Source organism: Pantoea sp. B550 (genome assembly GCF_024158165.1).
Taxonomy (GTDB): Bacteria; Pseudomonadota; Gammaproteobacteria; order Enterobacterales; family Enterobacteriaceae; genus Pantoea; species Pantoea alfalfae.
The window spans coordinates 2,316,433-2,332,793 of record NZ_JAMYXI010000003.1 but is presented as its reverse complement, the minus strand read 5'-3'; the positions used below and the strand labels follow the sequence as shown (position 1 = coordinate 2,332,793).

The following is a 16,361-nucleotide window of genomic DNA, read 5'->3' as shown; positions in this document are numbered from 1 at the left end:
CTATCTGGTTGTTTTCGTGTGTTTTATGGCAACGAAACGAGGTCGATATTATGGGGAAAAACTCCTCATCTTTTGGCGTAATTCGTTTCCTGACAGTGCTGTTCGCAGTACTGACGGGCGCGTTTATGCTGATTGGCGGTGGCTGGTTAGCCGCCATTGGTGGTTCCTGGTATTACGTTTTCGGCGGTGTGGTGATGCTTATCACCGCCTATCTGCTTTCCCGTCGCAAAAGCACCGCGCTGGTTCTCTATGCGCTACTGCTGATCGGCACCCTGATCTGGGGTGTATGGGAAGTGGGTACAGACTTCTGGGCACTGGCACCGCGCACCGATGTGCTGGTGATTTTTGGTGTCTGGCTGATCCTGCCGTTTGTTTATCGCAGCTTCAACGCGGGCAGTAAAGCCGCGCTGGGGACCATGGCTGTAGCGCTGGTTGCCAGTGCTATCGTGCTGACCTATGCGGTGTTTAACGATCCGCAGGTGATAAACGGTTCAGTGCCAGAAACCGCTGACAACGCCCCGCAGGCTGCGCCGCTGAGTAACATTCCTGATGCTGACTGGCCCGCTTATGCGCGCGATCAGCAGGGAACCCGTTTCTCGCCGCTGAAGCAGATTAACCTCCAGAACGTGAAAGAGTTGCAGGTTGCCTGGCAGTTCCAGACGGGCGACATGAAAGGGCCTGACGACCCAGGTGAAATCACCGATGAAGTCACCCCGATTAAAATCCGCGACACGCTTTACCTCTGTTCGCCACACCAGATTCTGTTTGCGCTGGATGCGGCCACCGGTAAGCAGAAGTGGAAATTTGATCCGGGCATGAAGGTGAATCCAACCTTCCAGCACGTGACCTGTCGCGGTGTTTCTTACCACGAAGTGCCGGCAGCAGCCGATGCAGCGAATACGCAGCCTGCTCTCTGCTCTCGTCGTATCTATCTGCCTGTCAACGATGGTCGTCTGTTTGCGCTGGACGCAGAGACCGGCGAACGTTGCCCGACATTTGGCGTCAATGGCGAGCTGGATCTGCAACACAAACAGCCTGTTACGACTGCGGGTATGTATGAGCCGACCTCGCCGCCAATCATTACCAATACCACCATCGTAATGGCCGGTGCAGTAACCGATAACTTCTCAACCCGCGAGCCGTCAGGCGTGATCCGTGGTTTTGATGTGAATACCGGCAAACTGCTGTGGGTATTTGATCCAGGCGCGAAAGACCCAAATGCCATTCCGGCTGATGAACACACCTTCACCATGAACTCACCGAATTCATGGGCACCGGCAGTTTACGATCCGAAACTGGATACCGTTTATCTGCCAATGGGCGTGACCACACCGGATATCTGGGGCGGTAACCGCACTCCAGAGCAGGAACGCTATGCGAGCAGCGTGCTGGCTCTGAATGCCACCACCGGTAAGCTGGTCTGGTCTTATCAGACTGTGCATCACGACCTGTGGGATATGGATCTGCCGTCGCAGCCGACCCTGGCTGACATCACCGATAAAGATGGCAACACCGTACCGGTGGTTTACGCGCCAGCGAAAACCGGCAACATCTTTGTCCTGGATCGCCGTACCGGCAAGCCAGTGGTCCCTGCGCCAGAAACGCCAGTGCCACAGGGTGCTGCAAAAGGCGACCACGTTGCCGCTACTCAGCCCTACTCTGAGCTGACCTTCCGTCCGAAACAGAACCTGACGGACAAGGACATGTGGGGCGCGACGATGTTCGACCAGCTGGTGTGCCGCGTGATCTTCAAGCGCCTGCGCTATGAAGGTCCGTTCACCCCGCCATCAGAGCAGGGCACGCTGGTGTTCCCGGGTAATCTCGGTATGTTCGAATGGGGCGGTATTGCCGTCGATCCACATCGTCAGATTGCGATTGCTAACCCAATGGCGCTGCCGTTTGTCTCGAAGCTGATTCCACGTGGCCCGGGCAATCCGATTGAGCCGCCGAAAGGCGCAGAGGGTGGTTCAGGTACGGAAACCGGTATTCAGCCACAGTATGGCGTGCCATATGGCGTCGAGCTGAATCCGTTCCTGTCACCGTTTGGTCTGCCATGTAAACAGCCTGCCTGGGGTTACATCTCCGCGGTGGATCTGAAGACCAACGACGTAGTGTGGAAACAGCGTATCGGTACCGTTCGCGATAGCGCGCCGGTTCCGCTGCCGTTCAAAATGGGTATGCCGATGCTGGGTGGTCCTGTCACCACCGCTGGTAAGGTGTTCTTCATTGGCGCGACCGCAGATAACTACCTGCGTGCGTTCAGCACCGATACCGGCGAGCTGCTGTGGCAGGCACGTCTGCCAGCAGGCGGCCAGGCGACCCCAATGACCTATGAAGTAGATGGCAAGCAGTACGTTGTCATCGCGGCAGGCGGTCACGGTTCGTTTGGTACTAAGCTGGGCGATTATGTGATTGCTTACGCACTGCCAGACCAGAAATAATTCACGACGCTGTGAATAGCCTAAGGCGGACTCCGGTCCGCCTTTTTTGCGCTATTTTTTCATCTCACGCCAGTTGAGCCACGCTCAAAACAGCATCACTACACAGGTTGCCAGAAACACTGGCCGCATCCCGAACGTCCCACCTATCAGCCCACCGAACAACGGACCGCTGACCTGGCCGATATACTGCGCCGACGTCGAATACCCCAGCATCCGCCCGACCTGTGAACCGGGCACGTTATGACGGATTATCGCCGTAATGCACGGCATCAATCCGCCCAGCGCCATCCCCATCAGAAAACGCAGCAGCACCAGTTGCCAGGCCGCTGTGATAAACGCCTGGGGGATCAGCAACAGCCCACTGACCAGTAATCCGCCGGTCAGAACCCGCCAGTGCCCTACCCGATCGGCCAGACGACCCAGTCGGGGTGCTGCCAGCACCGTGCCCAGCGCCGCCGCAGACATCACCAGGCCGGCGATCATCGTGATTTGATGGTCACCCTGCACGAACTCGCCCACGTAAAGCGTAATAATGGGTTCAATCGACATGCTGGCGAAGATCAGCAACATGCCGGAGAGCCACATCAGCCGCACCAGTGTGTGATTCACCGGTTCTGCTTCAGGATGCGGTTGCTGGCTGGCACGCGACGTCGCAGCAGCACGTGGCTGCTCTTTGAGTAAAAAGGTGGTCGCGAGGAAGGCGAGAAAGATGACCGCACCGGTCAGCCAGAATGTCTGACGAATGCCGATCAGCGGCGGTAAAGCGCCACCCAGCAGCGGTCCCACTACGTTGCCTGCCATAATACCGGATGACAGGATGCCCAGCGCCCAGCCGGTCTGCGCTTTTGGCGTCTGCGCCGCCACCAGAATGGTCGATCCCGATGCGTAGCCACCCAGCAGCCCGGCCAGCAGCCGCAGCGCCACCAGCTGCCACGGCGCGGTTGCCATGCCAATCAGCGACATCGCAATCGCCATTCCCAGGCTGGCCCGGATCAGCATCAGCTTACGACCGTAGCGATCAGCCAGCCTGCCCCACAGCGGCGCAGTCAGCGCGGCGCTGAAAAAGGTCGCGCCATAGGCCAGCCCGGACCAGCGGGCGATGGCCGCGGGCTGCTCAACGCCCAGTTGCTGCACATAGAGCGGCAGAAATGGCAGCAGCAGCGTCATCGCCACGATGGTGGTAAAAGAGCCGACGACGCAGACCGCTAAGTTACGTCGCCAGTGCTGAAACTCTGCCGTTTCGGGTAACTGTTGCATGTAAATATCCGTTGAATGATCAGGGATACAGGCTAACCGGCGTAGCGGATGAACAACAGTCATCGCAGGATAGTTACTTTGTGGCGCTGATTGTTGTCAGCAGGCAACAATCAGTTCGGATTCAGCGCCGTAATCAGGGTATCGCACAGCAGTGTCACCGGTGACGCCGGTTCAGGCGTGTTGTGCAGCAGCAGATAGCTTTGCAGGCGATCCATCTGCCACTCCGGCAGCAGTTGCTGAATGTCGCCACGCGCAATCGCCTCCTGTGCCATGTAGGACGGAAGATAGGCGATACCGCTGCCCGCCAGTGCGGCATTGAGCAGCGCCATGCTGTTATTGGCGCGAAAGCGGCTGCGCACGTCCAGTGCCAGCCGCTGTTTATCGCGGCGGAACGGCAGTGCGGCGGTGTGCGCCGGACCATGAAACAGCAGCAGGTCGTGGCGCGGCAACATCTCAGGATGCGTGATGGCGGGTCGCTGCGCCAGGTAAGCGGGCGCGGCATAAAGTCCCCACTCGATATCGCTCAGTACCCGGAAATTGCCCTGCTGCGGCGATCGGGATCGGATCACAATCGCCAGATCGACCTGATCGTCCAGCCGATCGTGATTGCGATCGGTCAGATCGAGATCGACGTTAATATGCAGATGGCGGCGCAGAAAACGATTGAGAACGGGAACCACGCACTGGCAGCCAAAAGTGACGGGCGCCTGTAGCCTGACATGCCCAGTGGGCTGCTGATGCACCTGCTGCACAAACGCCTCGGCGCGCTGCACTTCAGCCAGCATCCTCACACAGTAAGGATAGTAAGCCTGACCCAGCTCAGTCAGTGCCAGCCGCCGGGTAGTACGCTGCAGCAGCCGGATACCGAGCCGCAGCTCCAGACGGGCAATTTCCCGGCTGACGTGAGATTTGGACAGGCCAAGTGCGCGTGCCGCCTCGCTGAAACTCTGTAATTCCACAACCCGTGCAAATACCAGCATGGCGGTTAAGTTCGCGCCATTTTCCATGTTTCCCGACTCCGGCAGTAAGGGGGGCTGGCAACAAACTAACATGTTCGGGCGGGATCGCTGTGGCTGACCGGCAAAAAAAGCGAGGCGAAGTTCAGGAGAAGAGCGGCGCAGAGCGCGGGCCGACCTTCCCGTCTGTGTGCGATGTCGGGAAGGCCTTATCAGGCATCAGCTGGCCATCGCCAGAGGGAACAGCAACCGATCCGGCTCGACGCGACGCTGACGGCGCAACTGGCCTGGCGTCATCATAAAGTAGTTTTTAAAGGTGCGGGTATAGGCCTGCTGGGTATCGAAGCCGTAATTCATCGCCACCTGTAATATCGCTTCGTTGCTGCTTAGCAGACTGAGTGCAGACTCGGTTAAGCGACGCTGGCGGATATATTCTGCCAGTGAAAAGCCGGTATGCTGACGAAACAGGCGTTGCAGATGCCAGCGCGAATAGCCCGAGCGGCGTGCCACCTCATCCAGATGCAGATCGTGTCCTAAGTTGTTCTCAATCCAGTCCAGCAAACTCCGAATAAACTCGCGCTGATTCATGGTTCCTCCTGTTGATGCTGATGTGCAGTGGAGCCACTCTACCCGCTAAAATTTATCCCTTAATTAGCAGAAAATTAGCGCAGAATTAGCAACGGCTGAAACGGGAGCGGAAAGGCGCGGCCTGCGGGGCTTTGGGGGGAATCAGTCGTGAGATCGTTGAAGAAAAAGAGGTGAGATGTTTTCAAAAAACTGAGTCAGCCAGGAGATTTTTTTATGCGGGATGTGATGTGGTGATGAGTTCCTGGGAGCATCTAAAATTTTACGTTATCAATAAATTTCTGCTCAACACACAAATCCTCTATTTCTGAGCAAATCCTGTTAAAGCATCGCTGTTGAACCATTTATAGTTCCAGGTGAAATGTATTAGCCTCCTGCTCTACTGATTTTGTTAAATAATCACAGGGGCCGAAGCCCCTGCAGATTTAATATCCACGCTTAAGTTTTTTTACTGCTGCCAGATGTACTGAAAAACCATGAACACAAAGAAATGGCAGTTTTAACAAACGTAGTCAATGTAGCGATTGTAACCACCATTTTTGATGCATTTTCTGGCATAGCATACCAGCCTATATAGGAGACGCCTGCGCCACTCAAAAACATTGCGCCTACTAATATGCTGCTTAGTATAGATAGATAACAGACTATTTTTTGCATAAGACCCTCAGCTGTCATTAGTCGTGGAGACTAACTTCACCAGGTACATTGCCCACCAAAACTATTCCCAGCATTGCTGTTTCCAGAATTATTAAAACATGAACCGATACCACCCCCAATGGCACTTGCCACAGCTGAGCCCGGCCCACCTGCTGAACCAGCAATCATCCCGCCCAGAATACCATTGAGGCAGTCCGCAATTTCAGGATGAGCAGCCACGACCTGTACTACGCCATTACTCGGCCCAAATAGATTACTGGAACCACCCGACTTATTACCATGCTGGCTAGCATGAGAAGACGCTCCGGCATAAGCAGGGTCATATGCACCGCTTGCACCAGTAACTAAAAGCCATTGATTATTTTCTAAGTTCTTCATTTAACAAACTCCTTCTGTTCTTTATCTATTGATAGCAAACTCTATTGCCAGCACGTTTATATCAATTGATATTCCTATGAGCAAATAGTTATTATCCTTGCCGAAATTTAGAAAAACGAATCATATCAAACAGATTGACAGAAAAATATAGTTATGAGATTTTTTATGCTTATTAGTCTTAATAAACTTTTTAATATTTATGTGATTTTGTGACAGTTAGCACAATTCATTCGCAGAGTTAATTTTCATTGCATAATTTTAACATTTCCTATTCATTGTCAGATTAGCGGAAGTGAAGCCTCTATCGAATAACAATTATTTTTAACACGTATTATTCATATAATGGTGTAGTTACATAATTCCTGCAGATTCAGGATAGCGTTTACTTATTCCTGAAAGCATCAACATTTTCACCCCTAAGCCATTAGTTTTATTCTCGTTTAATTTGAAGAATGCGGGTAGGGTTCTGATTGAGCACTGCAGATGCAGCCAGCGCCGCCACAGTGCGGAGTATGACGGCGGATAATTCTGGCCTAACAATTGGTGAGTAAACTCTCCCCCCATCTTTGCAGAGGAGATCAGCCATGCGCGTGTTACTGGTTGAAGATGATGAAATGATCGGCGCGAACCTGCAGCAGGCACTGGAGGGCGCGGGCTGGTCGGTAGATTGGGTGCGCGATGGCGTCTATGCCCAGAATGCCTGGAGCGAAGGCGGCTACAGCTGCGTGCTGCTCGATCTCGGCTTACCGCGCGATGACGGTCTGCAGGTGCTGCGCCGGGCGCGCGGGCGCGGCGATGCCACGCCAGTGCTGATTCTTACCGCACGCGACACGGTGGCGCAGCGGATACAGGGACTCGACAGCGGGGCGGATGACTACCTGCTTAAGCCGTTCGATCTCCAGGAAGTCATGGCCCGGATGCGCGCCATTACCCGACGCAGCCACGGCGCAGCAGACTCGGTGCTGGGCAGCGGTGATGTCCAGCTGGATATGATGACCCGCGAGGTACTCTACAAAGGACAGCGCGAGCAGCTGACTGCGCGGGAATATGCCCTGCTCTATGCCCTGCTGGAGCGGCCAGGTGCCATCTTGTCGCGCGAGCAGCTGGAAAACCGCATTTACGGCTGGGGCGATGAAGTCAGCAGCAACGCGGTCGATGTGCTGATCCACGGGATGCGTCGTAAGCTCGACAACGACGTGATCCGTAACGTGCGCGGACTGGGCTGGCGGGTTCCGGCAATATGAAACCTTTCACCTTTATGCGGTCATTACGCAACAAACTTCTCTCTACGCTGCTGATCATTCATTTGCTGATGATAGGCGGCGTCACCTGGTATTTCTTCAGCTGCTATGGCGATATGGTCGGCACAATGAAGGACGATCAGCTGGCGAAAATCGCTGATGCCTGGTCTACCAATAAACAGATGCCCGCCCTGATGCCGATGCTTATCGCGCCGGATAAAGCAAAGAGCGCCTTTGTAGTCCAGCTCTGGGACGATCAGGGCCAGTTGCGGGCCAGCTCATGGCCGGAGTTGCAGGCCCCGCTGCAAAATCAGCGCGGGTATCACGATGTGCATGTGGGTCAGTGCGACGACTGTGAATGGCGTATTTTTACCCGGCCCGGCATGCCCGGCAGCGAGATCAAAACCATCCAGGTGATGCACAACCTCAGCTACATGAAAGCCTCGATGGTTAAGCGGGCGCTGTCGGCGATCATTCCGATGATCCTGATGATGCCGCTGTCGCTGCTGGTGATCTGGCTGGTGGTGCGCAAGATCACCCGAGATCTGCAGGTCGCTTCACGTCAGATTGCGGCGCAGGAGACACATCATCCGCACAATGTTTCACCTGAGGGCTTACCGGATGAGATCCTGCCGCTGGTAGCCGCTTACAACTCGCTGCTGAGTAAGCTGCGTGACGCCTGGTCGTCGCAGCGTCAGTTCCTGGAAGATGCTGCCCATGAGCTGCGTACGCCGGTAACAGCGGTGACGTTACAGCTGGAAAACCTGCGTCAGCATATTCAGCCAGGCGAAGCGAGCCGTCAGTTCAGCCAGCTGGAAGCGGGCGTCACGCGCACCCGTCACCTGGTCACACAGTTACTCAATGTCTCACGCCAGGATGACCAGAGCGTGGTGTCCAGCGTGGAGCATATTGAACTGGAAGATCTGCTGAAAGAGAGCATTGAGCAGCTGATGGTGGTGGCGGACAAACGCGGCATTGATATCGGCTTTAATGGCTCCACGCAGTACCGTCTGCAGGCCAGCCGTTCTGAATTGCGCAGCCTGTTCGACAACCTGATTGGTAACGCTATGTTGCACACGCCGGAAGGCAGCCTGGTCGATGTGCTGCTGCATCGGGTGGCGGGCAAAACGGTGGTCGATATTGTCGATAACGGACCGGGCATCCCGGAATCCTTTATCGAACGCGCGTTCGACCGTTTTACCCGTTCGCCTGACGTTAAAGCCCAGGGCAGCGGGCTGGGACTCTCCATTGTGCGTAACGTCGCACAGAAACATCAGATCCACGTTGCCCTTACCAACTGCCTGACACCACAGGGTGCTGTTTGTGGTTTGCAGGTTCGCGTCACCCTTCCCTGATCCCGCCTGTTTGATCACGAACCAGACAACGTAAACGGTTGCCTGGTTCCGTTCGATCCACATCGCTATTGTGAAGTTCGTCACATTTTAGCTGAATTGTAATGCAACACTTTTTGACAAACGTGAGCAAAATCTATTTTCTATCGATCTGTTACAGGCACGCTACGCGGGCTGAAGAACGGGTTGTTATTCGCTGTGAAACCCTCATTCCCATCAAGGGACCGATTTCTCTCTGACTGCGTCTGGTGTGCGGCGGTCAAAAGCATGTGGCTGATAATAATGAAATATAAAACGTTGATAGCAGGTGCCGTGCTGGCATGTTCATTGAGTGGTGCTGCGCAGGCCGCTGAAAGCGATCCACAGTATGTCTCCGACTGGTGGCATCAGAGCGTGAACGTGGTAGGCAGCTACCACACGCGTTTCGGACCGCAATTTAATAACGACGTTTATCTGGAATATGAAGCGTTTGCGAAGAAAGAGTGGTTCGATTTCTACGGCTATCTGGACGTGCCTAACTTCTTCGGCGTGGGCAACAGCAATGCCAACGGCGTGTTCGACCACGGTTCACCGATGTTTATGGAGATTGAACCGCGCTTCTCTATCGATAAGCTAACCGGCACCAGCCTGGCCTTTGGCCCGTTCAAAGAGTGGTATTTCGCCAATAACTATATCTACGATATGGGCCGCAACAGCGACAACCGCCAGAATACCTGGTATATGGGTCTGGGCACCGATATCGATACGCACAGCGATGTCGGCCTGTCGCTGAACGTCTACGCCAAATATCAGTGGGAAAATTACGGCGCGGCAAACGAAAACAGCTGGGATGGCTATCGCTTCAAGGTGAAATACTTCGTGCCAATCACCACGCTGTGGGGCGGTAATCTGGGCTATGTGGGCTTCACCAACTTCGACTGGGGTTCTGACCTCAACGAGAAAGGCGGTTCATCACGCACCAGCAACTCTATCGCCTCCAGCCACATTCTGTCACTGGGTTACGATCACTGGCATATTTCTGCAGTGGCGCGTTACTTCCACAACGGCGGACAGTGGGCGGATGGTCAGGAGCTGAACTTCGGCAAAGGGCCATTTGAAGTGAAATCGACTGGCTGGGGTTACTACCTGGTAGCGGGTTATAACTTCTGATAATGATGACGGGCGGCTGAAAAAACGCCCGTTGCACAGGAGAACTGGCCTGGGGCATTAACGCCTCCAGGCCAGCTCTCCTCCAGGCCAACTTTTGAGAGGCAGGTTTAGCCACTCAGTCCTGCATCTGAACGTCGTTTATTCCTGCGGCTTCTCAACGTTGATGCGCCATGGAATGTTGAACTTATCGATAAACATCGCGAATCCATTCGACCAGAATGTCTCCTGCCACTCAGTTGTCACCTTGCCGCCTGCCGACAGTTTCTCAAACCAGGCTTTACCCTTTTCGACATCAGTGGTGGAAAGGCTGACCGCATAACCGGCATGTTCAGACGCGGGCGGCTTCTCAGTATTGCCGTCGCTCAGCATCAGCTCACCGTCACCGATACGCAGCTGGGCATGCATGATCTTTTCTGGCGGCTGCGGCGCGGCAGACTGATCGCCGACCTGCTCACCCTGATCCGGCATATCACCAAATTTCATTTTAGAGAGCAGCTCTCCCCCGGTCGCCTGCAGATAAAAGTCGATAGCCTCTTCACAACGGCCATAGAGAAACAGATAAGGACTGACTTGCATCGTAACCTCTATTTGTCGGGTGGATTTTTACAGTACCTCTATAGTGTAGACGATCGACTTTACCCCCTGATTTCATTGACAATAACGCCGAAAGAGTTGTGCCATATAACTGCTCATCGGCGTCAGCGCGGTGTCTTTGCGCTGGATCAGATAGAAGATGGCTTTCGGTAAGGGCTCGTCGAGCGTCAGCGCCACCAGCGACCGGCCCAGAATCGGGTCGTCAATGACGTCGACCGACAGAATACTGATGAAATCGCTTTGCGCCACCAGGCTGGTGCAGGCCATAAAGGTTTCACAGGTCACCACGATTTTGGGTGCCATGCCGCGTTCACCAAACAGATCGTGCAACAAGCGGTAGTAACTGCCTTTAGGCGTTGGCATCGTCCAGTCCGCCTGCTGTAACTCCGCCAGAGAACGCGCCTTTTCCAGCGGATGGCCTTTGCGTACCACTACCTTGTACTCGCGCTCCATCATCCGCTCATACATCAGCTCCTGATCGAGATGGCTCTGATCGTAGGTATTAATGGTGAAATCGAGTGCCCCCTGACGCAGTTCATGCACCATCGACACCAGCTGGCCTTCGACGATGCGCACCTTCACCAGCGGGTATTCGCGATGAAACTGGTTAATCACCTGCGGCATAATGGTGCGCGCCACGCTGCCACCGACGCCGATATTCACCTGACCGCCACCCAGTCCCAGCCGCTGCTGAATATCCTCTTCGGCGACCCGCAGCTCTGCCAGCACCAGGCTGGCATGCCGAAAAAAGTTATCACCGATATTGGTTAACACTACGCCCTGCTGACGGCGGATAAACAGCTTTGCCCCCAGCTCGCGCTCCAGTTCCTGAATCGCTTTGGTTAACGCCGGTTGTGACAGCCCGGAAAGACGGCTTGCCGCCCGGATACTGCCCTGTCGCGCCACGTCAACGAAGGCGCGCAGCTGATGGAGCTTGAGATTGGCAGACATAATTTTGCGATAACCTTTGTTTATCAGTAACAAGATATTCGCATCTTATGCCGGTCAATACCATTGTGTAGATTCGGAACAGTGCATAAAAAATCAACAACGAGGAGAGAGCCGATGAAACCCCTTTCAGACCACGTCAGCGCCCGGCTGCCACAGCTGCAACAGTGGCGTCGCGACTTCCATCACTATGCCGAATCGGGCTGGCTGGAGTTCCGCACCGCCACCTTAGTCGCTGAAGAGCTGCATAAGCTCGGTTATCAACTGAAGCTGGGCCGTGAGGTCATCGACGCTGACGCGCGGATGGGCTTGCCCGACGAGGCGGTGCTGAAGCAGCAGGAAGCGCGCGCGCTGCAACAGGGCGCGCTGCCGCAGTGGATCAGCCACTTCTCCGGCGGATTCTGCGGCATCGTGGCAACGCTCGAGACCGGCCGTCCCGGCCCGGTGATGGGCTTCCGCGTCGATATGGATGCCCTGGATCTCAACGAGAGCCAGGCTGACGATCATCTGCCGCAACGTGAAGGGTTCGCCTCCTGCAACGCAGGCATGATGCACGCCTGCGGGCATGACGGCCACACCACTATCGGGCTGGGTCTCGCCTCGGTGCTGATGGCGATGAAAGATCAGCTCAGCGGTACGATTAAACTGATCTTCCAGCCCGCCGAAGAGGGTGTGCGCGGCGCAAAAGCGATGGTGGCGGCGGGCGTGGTCGATGACGTTGATCGCTTCACCGCGATTCATATCGGCACCGGCGTACCGGCAGGCGAAGTGGTGTGCGGCAGCGACAGCTTCCTCGCCACTACCAAGCTGGATGTTCACTTTACCGGCGTCGGTGCCCATGCGGGCGGTCGTCCTGAAGAGGGGCGTAATGCCCTGCTGGCCGCCGCACAGGCAACGCTGGCGCTGCATGGTTTAACCCAGCACAGCGGCGGCGTGGCGCGGGTCAACGTGGGCGTGCTGCAGGCCGGAACCGGCCGTAACGTGGTGGCCGACTGCGCCCTGCTGAAAGTCGAAACCCGTGGCGTGACCAATCAGGTTAACGACGATATTTATCAGCAGGCGCTGCGGGTGATTGCCGGTGCAGCGGCGATGTATGGCGTTGAGCAGCAGGTTTCACTGATGGGTGCCGCGCGCAGCTGTACGCCGACGCAGCCGTGGGTCGATTTCATCCATCAGCAGGCAGACGCGCTCGGTATCTTCGACTCGGTGGTCGATCGTAAAGCGCAGGCGGCAGGGTCAGAAGATGCGACTTACATGATGGAGCGAGTCAAAGAGCGCGGCGGCCAGGCCTCTTACGTTATTTTTGGCTGCGCGCTGGCGGCGGGCCATCACAACGCGAAATTCGACTTTGACGAGCGGGTCATGCCGGACGCTATCACACTGCTGGCCACCCTGGCGCTGAACCAGGCGCAGTATAGGGGCTCACGATGATGGAAGACTTTATTGCCGACTATATCCATCGTCATCAGCTTCGTTTCAGCACGCTCAGCGACGCCATCTGGGACACACCGGAGACCCGCTTTGCCGAAACCCGCTCGTCAGCCCTGCTTTCTGATGCGCTGGCAGAAGAGGGATTCAGAGTGGAACGCGGCGTGGGTGGCATCGATACGGCGTTTATCGCCAGTGCGGGCAGCGGCAAGCCGGTGATTGCCATCCTTGGCGAGTTCGATGCGCTGGCGGGCCTGAGTCAGCAGGCGGGCTGCGCCCGGCCACAACCGCTGGAAGCCAACGGCAACGGCCATGGCTGCGGTCACAACCTGCTCGGCATGGCAGGTGTTGCAGCGGCCTGCGCCGTGAAAGCCTGGATGGAACAGCATCACACGGGTGGCACGGTGCGCTTTTACGGCTGCCCTGGCGAAGAGGGCGGTTCGGGCAAGACTTTTATGGTGCGCGAAGGGCTGTTTGACGACGTTGATGCCGCCGTGACCTGGCATCCGGAGGGGTTCAGCGGCATGTTCAATCTGCGTACCCTCGCCAATATTCAGGCGGCGTTCAGCTTCAAAGGGGTTGCGGCGCACGCGGCCAATTCTCCCCATCTGGGCCGAAGCGCCCTGGATGCCGTCACGCTGATGAATACCGGGGCCAATTTTCTGCGCGAGCATATTGTTCAGGAGGCACGTCTGCACTACGCCATCACCAACAGCGGCGGTGTATCGCCGAACGTGGTGCAGGCCGATGCGGAGGTGCTCTACCTGATCCGCGCCCCGGAACTGCCACAGGCGCAGGCGATTTATGAACGGGTGATCAATATCGCCAGGGGTGCAGCGCTGATGACCGACACCACGCTGACCGTACGTTTAGACAAAGCCTGTTCTGACTACGTGCCGAATCGCGCGCTGGAGGCGGTGATGGAGCGCTATTTGCATCAGTTTGGTTTGCCCGACTACAGCGACGAAGAGCGCGCGTTTGCGGCCGAACTGCGTGCCACCCTGACCGATGACGATCTGCGCAATGCCCGGCTCAATGTCGCCCGAACCGGTGGTGAAGCCGGTCACGCCTGGGCTGAACAGCTGGGTGACAAACTGTTTATGGATGAGGTTGCGCCCTATGCGGTCACGCGTGAGCTGCTTTATGGCTCCACCGATGTCGGCGATGTCAGCTGGGTAACGCCGACCGCACAGTGCTTTGCGCCCTGCTTTACCTTCGGCACGCCGCTGCACACCTGGCAACTGGTGGCGCAGGGTCGCACCAGTATCGGGCATAAGGGGATGTTTCTGGCGAGTAAAGTGATGGCGGCCACGGTGTTAACGCTGTTAACGGATCCGCAGGCACTGGCTGGCTGCAGGGCCGAGTTTGAACGGGTACGCGCCGCGCAGCCTTATATCTGCCCTATCCCGGCGGGGATCATACCCACAAAACTGGCCGAATGAGCCAACGGCCGTGTCTCTGACGCGGACCACTATAAAAAATAGTGCAAACACTTCCCTGATTCAGCGGAGCCGACTCTGAACTCACCGCCTGTTGTATATCACGACGGGCGTCAGACCGGGCCTCCACCGATAAGGGGAACACAAGACGAGAATCAATACCATGGAAGCAACATCCGGGAACCGCAGCCCTGGCCGGCTTTTCAGCTGGATCGAGCGTGTGGGGAATAAAGTCCCCAACCCGTTTTTACTGTTTGTCTATCTGATCGTGGTGCTGATGGTGGCGACCGCCATTATCAGCGCGCTGGATCTGGCTGTGAAGAACCCGAGCAACGGCGAAATCGTGCGGGTGAATAACCTGCTGAGCGTCGCAGGCATTCAGTGGATCCTGCCCAATATCATCAAAAACTTCAGCAGCTTTACACCGCTGGGATCGATTCTGGCGCTGGTGATTGGTGCCGGACTGGCGGAAAAGGTCGGCCTGCTCCAGTCGCTGATGGTGAAGATGGCGTCACGCGTCAGCCGCCGTTATGCCAGCTACATGGTGCTGTTTATCGCCTTTTTCAGCCATATCTCCTCGGATGCCGCGCTGGTGGTGATGCCGCCGCTGGGCGCACTGATCTTTCTGGCGGTGGGCCGTCATCCGGTGGCGGGCCTGCTGGCCGCGATTGCCGGTGTGGCCTCTGGCTTTACCGCCAACCTGCTGATTGTCACCACCGATGTGCTGCTCTCGGGGATCAGCACCGAAGCAGCTAAAGCGGTCAGCGATACGGTACACGTCAGCGTCATCGATAACTGGTTTTTTATGGCCACGTCGGTGATTGTGCTGACGGGTGTGGGCGCGTTGCTGACCGATAAGTTTGTCGAGCCGCGCCTGCCAAAGTGGCAGGGCAACGGCGAGAAGCTGGCGGCACTGACGCCGCTGGAGAACCGCGGCCTGCGGGCTGCCGGGATCGCCGCGCTGCTGTTTATCGGCCTGATGGCGCTGCTGGTGGTGCCGGAACATGCGCCGCTGCGCAATCCCGCTACCGGCGCCATTATTCCCTCGCCCTTTATTCAGGGCATTGTGCCAATCATCATTCTGTTCTTCTTTGTGGTGGCGATTGCTTATGGCGTGGTCACCCGGCAGATCCGTCGTCCGGATGATATCCCGCAGCTGCTGGTCGATCCGATGAAGGGCATGGCGGGTTTTATCGTGATGGTGTTTCCGCTGTCGCAGTTCGTGGCGTTCTTCAACTGGAGCAACATGGGCAAATTCATGGCGATCGGGCTGACTGATGTGCTGGAGAGCGCAGGCGTCAGCGGCGCGCCCGCTTTTCTCGGCCTGATGTTCCTGTCGGCGTTTCTCTGCATGTTTATCGCCAGCGGTTCAGCCATCTGGTCGATTCTGGCGCCGGTCTTCGTGCCGATGTTTATGCTGCTCGGCTTCCATCCCGCCTTTGCCCAGATGATTTTCCGCATCGCCGACTCCGCCGTGCTGCCGCTGGCACCGATGTCGCCGTTTCTGCCGCTGTTCCTGGCTTTTTTGCAGCGTTACCAGAAAGATGCGCAGCTCGGCACCTATTACGTGCTGATCTTCCCCTATCCGCTGGTGTTCTTTATCAGCTGGATAGCGCTGCTGCTGGTGTGGTATCTGCTGGGTCTGCCGATTGGACCCGGCGTCTGGCCGAAATTGCCTTAAGGCACCGTGCCACCGATGCGGGCATTATCGGTGGCGCTTTCTCGCTTTTCCGGCTGGCGGGATATCTGGGCATGGATTGAGTGCCCGGATAGTCTTCACGTCGGCCACCGCATAGCGGGTAACACGACCTGGCTCTTTGGCACCGTTTTTGATCTCAACAGCTTCTTTCAGCGATGCTTTCAGCTCGTCAAAAAACTCACGTTACACCTTATCTTTCCCTGATTGTGTCAGCTTCTTCAGCTCAGCTTTTCTGCA

Annotated in this window: 13 protein-coding genes and 1 pseudogene; 7 read left to right on the top strand and 7 right to left on the bottom strand. The window is 56.3% G+C overall.

Annotation, left to right across the window (positions count from 1 at the left end):
• Nucleotides 1-50: 50 nt before the first annotated feature.
• Nucleotides 51-2,441, top strand: a complete 2,391-nt coding sequence (locus NIM72_RS13840) for a glucose/quinate/shikimate family membrane-bound PQQ-dependent dehydrogenase (protein ID WP_253420792.1) — start codon at nt 51-53, stop codon at nt 2,439-2,441.
• An 84-nt stretch (nt 2,442-2,525) separates the two neighbouring features.
• Here the strand turns inward: NIM72_RS13840 and NIM72_RS13835 are convergent, their stop codons facing one another.
• From NIM72_RS13835 to NIM72_RS13820, 4 genes are all read right to left on the bottom strand, one after another.
• Complete coding sequence (locus tag NIM72_RS13835; protein ID WP_253420789.1) at nt 2,526-3,698, bottom strand: MFS transporter; 1,173 nt, start codon at nt 3,696-3,698, stop codon at nt 2,526-2,528.
• A 110-nt stretch (nt 3,699-3,808) separates the two neighbouring features.
• A complete protein-coding gene (locus tag NIM72_RS13830; protein ID WP_253420786.1) occupies nt 3,809-4,705 on the bottom strand; it encodes a LysR family transcriptional regulator in 897 nt (298 codons plus the stop codon).
• A 168-nt stretch (nt 4,706-4,873) separates the two neighbouring features.
• The gene (locus tag NIM72_RS13825) at nt 4,874-5,242 is read right to left on the bottom strand and encodes a helix-turn-helix domain-containing protein (RefSeq protein ID WP_013359828.1); all 369 of its coding nucleotides are present in this window, start codon (nt 5,240-5,242) and stop codon (nt 4,874-4,876) included.
• A gap of 690 nt (nt 5,243-5,932) precedes the next feature.
• On the bottom strand, nt 5,933-6,274 hold the full coding sequence (locus tag NIM72_RS13820) for a hypothetical protein (protein WP_161733606.1): 342 nt from the start codon (nt 6,272-6,274) through the stop codon (nt 5,933-5,935).
• A 584-nt stretch (nt 6,275-6,858) separates the two neighbouring features.
• Between NIM72_RS13820 and NIM72_RS13815 the strand changes: the two genes are divergently transcribed.
• From NIM72_RS13815 to NIM72_RS13805, 3 genes are all read left to right on the top strand, one after another.
• Nucleotides 6,859-7,518: a response regulator gene (locus NIM72_RS13815; RefSeq protein WP_111141873.1), complete on the top strand. Its 660-nt coding sequence runs from the start codon at nt 6,859-6,861 to the stop codon at nt 7,516-7,518.
• Nucleotides 7,515-8,870: a HAMP domain-containing sensor histidine kinase gene (locus tag NIM72_RS13810; protein ID WP_253420783.1), complete on the top strand. Its 1,356-nt coding sequence runs from the start codon at nt 7,515-7,517 to the stop codon at nt 8,868-8,870. Before NIM72_RS13815 ends, NIM72_RS13810 begins: the two co-directional genes overlap by 4 nt.
• A gap of 279 nt (nt 8,871-9,149) precedes the next feature.
• Nucleotides 9,150-10,016, top strand: a complete 867-nt coding sequence (locus tag NIM72_RS13805; protein WP_161733602.1) for a nucleoside-specific channel-forming protein Tsx — start codon at nt 9,150-9,152, stop codon at nt 10,014-10,016.
• A 138-nt stretch (nt 10,017-10,154) separates the two neighbouring features.
• Here the strand turns inward: NIM72_RS13805 and yjdN are convergent, their stop codons facing one another.
• Both yjdN and NIM72_RS13795 read right to left on the bottom strand, forming a co-directional pair.
• The gene (yjdN, locus tag NIM72_RS13800; RefSeq protein ID WP_013359825.1) at nt 10,155-10,592 is read right to left on the bottom strand and encodes a VOC family metalloprotein YjdN; all 438 of its coding nucleotides are present in this window, start codon (nt 10,590-10,592) and stop codon (nt 10,155-10,157) included.
• 72 nt (nt 10,593-10,664) lie between these two features.
• Complete coding sequence (locus NIM72_RS13795; RefSeq protein WP_253420780.1) at nt 10,665-11,561, bottom strand: LysR family transcriptional regulator; 897 nt, start codon at nt 11,559-11,561, stop codon at nt 10,665-10,667.
• Between the two features lie 114 nt (nt 11,562-11,675).
• Between NIM72_RS13795 and NIM72_RS13790 the strand changes: the two genes are divergently transcribed.
• The 3 genes from NIM72_RS13790 to abgT all read left to right on the top strand — a co-directional run bounded on the left by NIM72_RS13790 (nt 11,676) and on the right by abgT (nt 16,106).
• Entirely contained in the window at nt 11,676-12,989 is a 1,314-nt protein-coding gene (locus tag NIM72_RS13790; RefSeq protein ID WP_222924715.1) for an amidohydrolase, read from the top strand.
• Nucleotides 12,986-14,428 (top strand): M20 family metallopeptidase, encoded by a 1,443-nt coding sequence (locus NIM72_RS13785; RefSeq protein ID WP_253420777.1) that lies wholly within the window; start codon nt 12,986-12,988, stop codon nt 14,426-14,428. Before NIM72_RS13790 ends, NIM72_RS13785 begins: the two co-directional genes overlap by 4 nt.
• A gap of 160 nt (nt 14,429-14,588) precedes the next feature.
• Nucleotides 14,589-16,106: a p-aminobenzoyl-glutamate transporter gene (abgT, locus tag NIM72_RS13780; protein WP_253420774.1), complete on the top strand. Its 1,518-nt coding sequence runs from the start codon at nt 14,589-14,591 to the stop codon at nt 16,104-16,106.
• Nucleotides 16,107-16,187: 81 nt separating this feature from the next.
• Here the strand turns inward: abgT and NIM72_RS21540 are convergent.
• Nucleotides 16,188-16,289 (bottom strand): annotated as a pseudogene (locus NIM72_RS21540) (hypothetical protein); the annotation flags it as partial.
• Nucleotides 16,290-16,361: the final 72 nt, after the last annotated feature.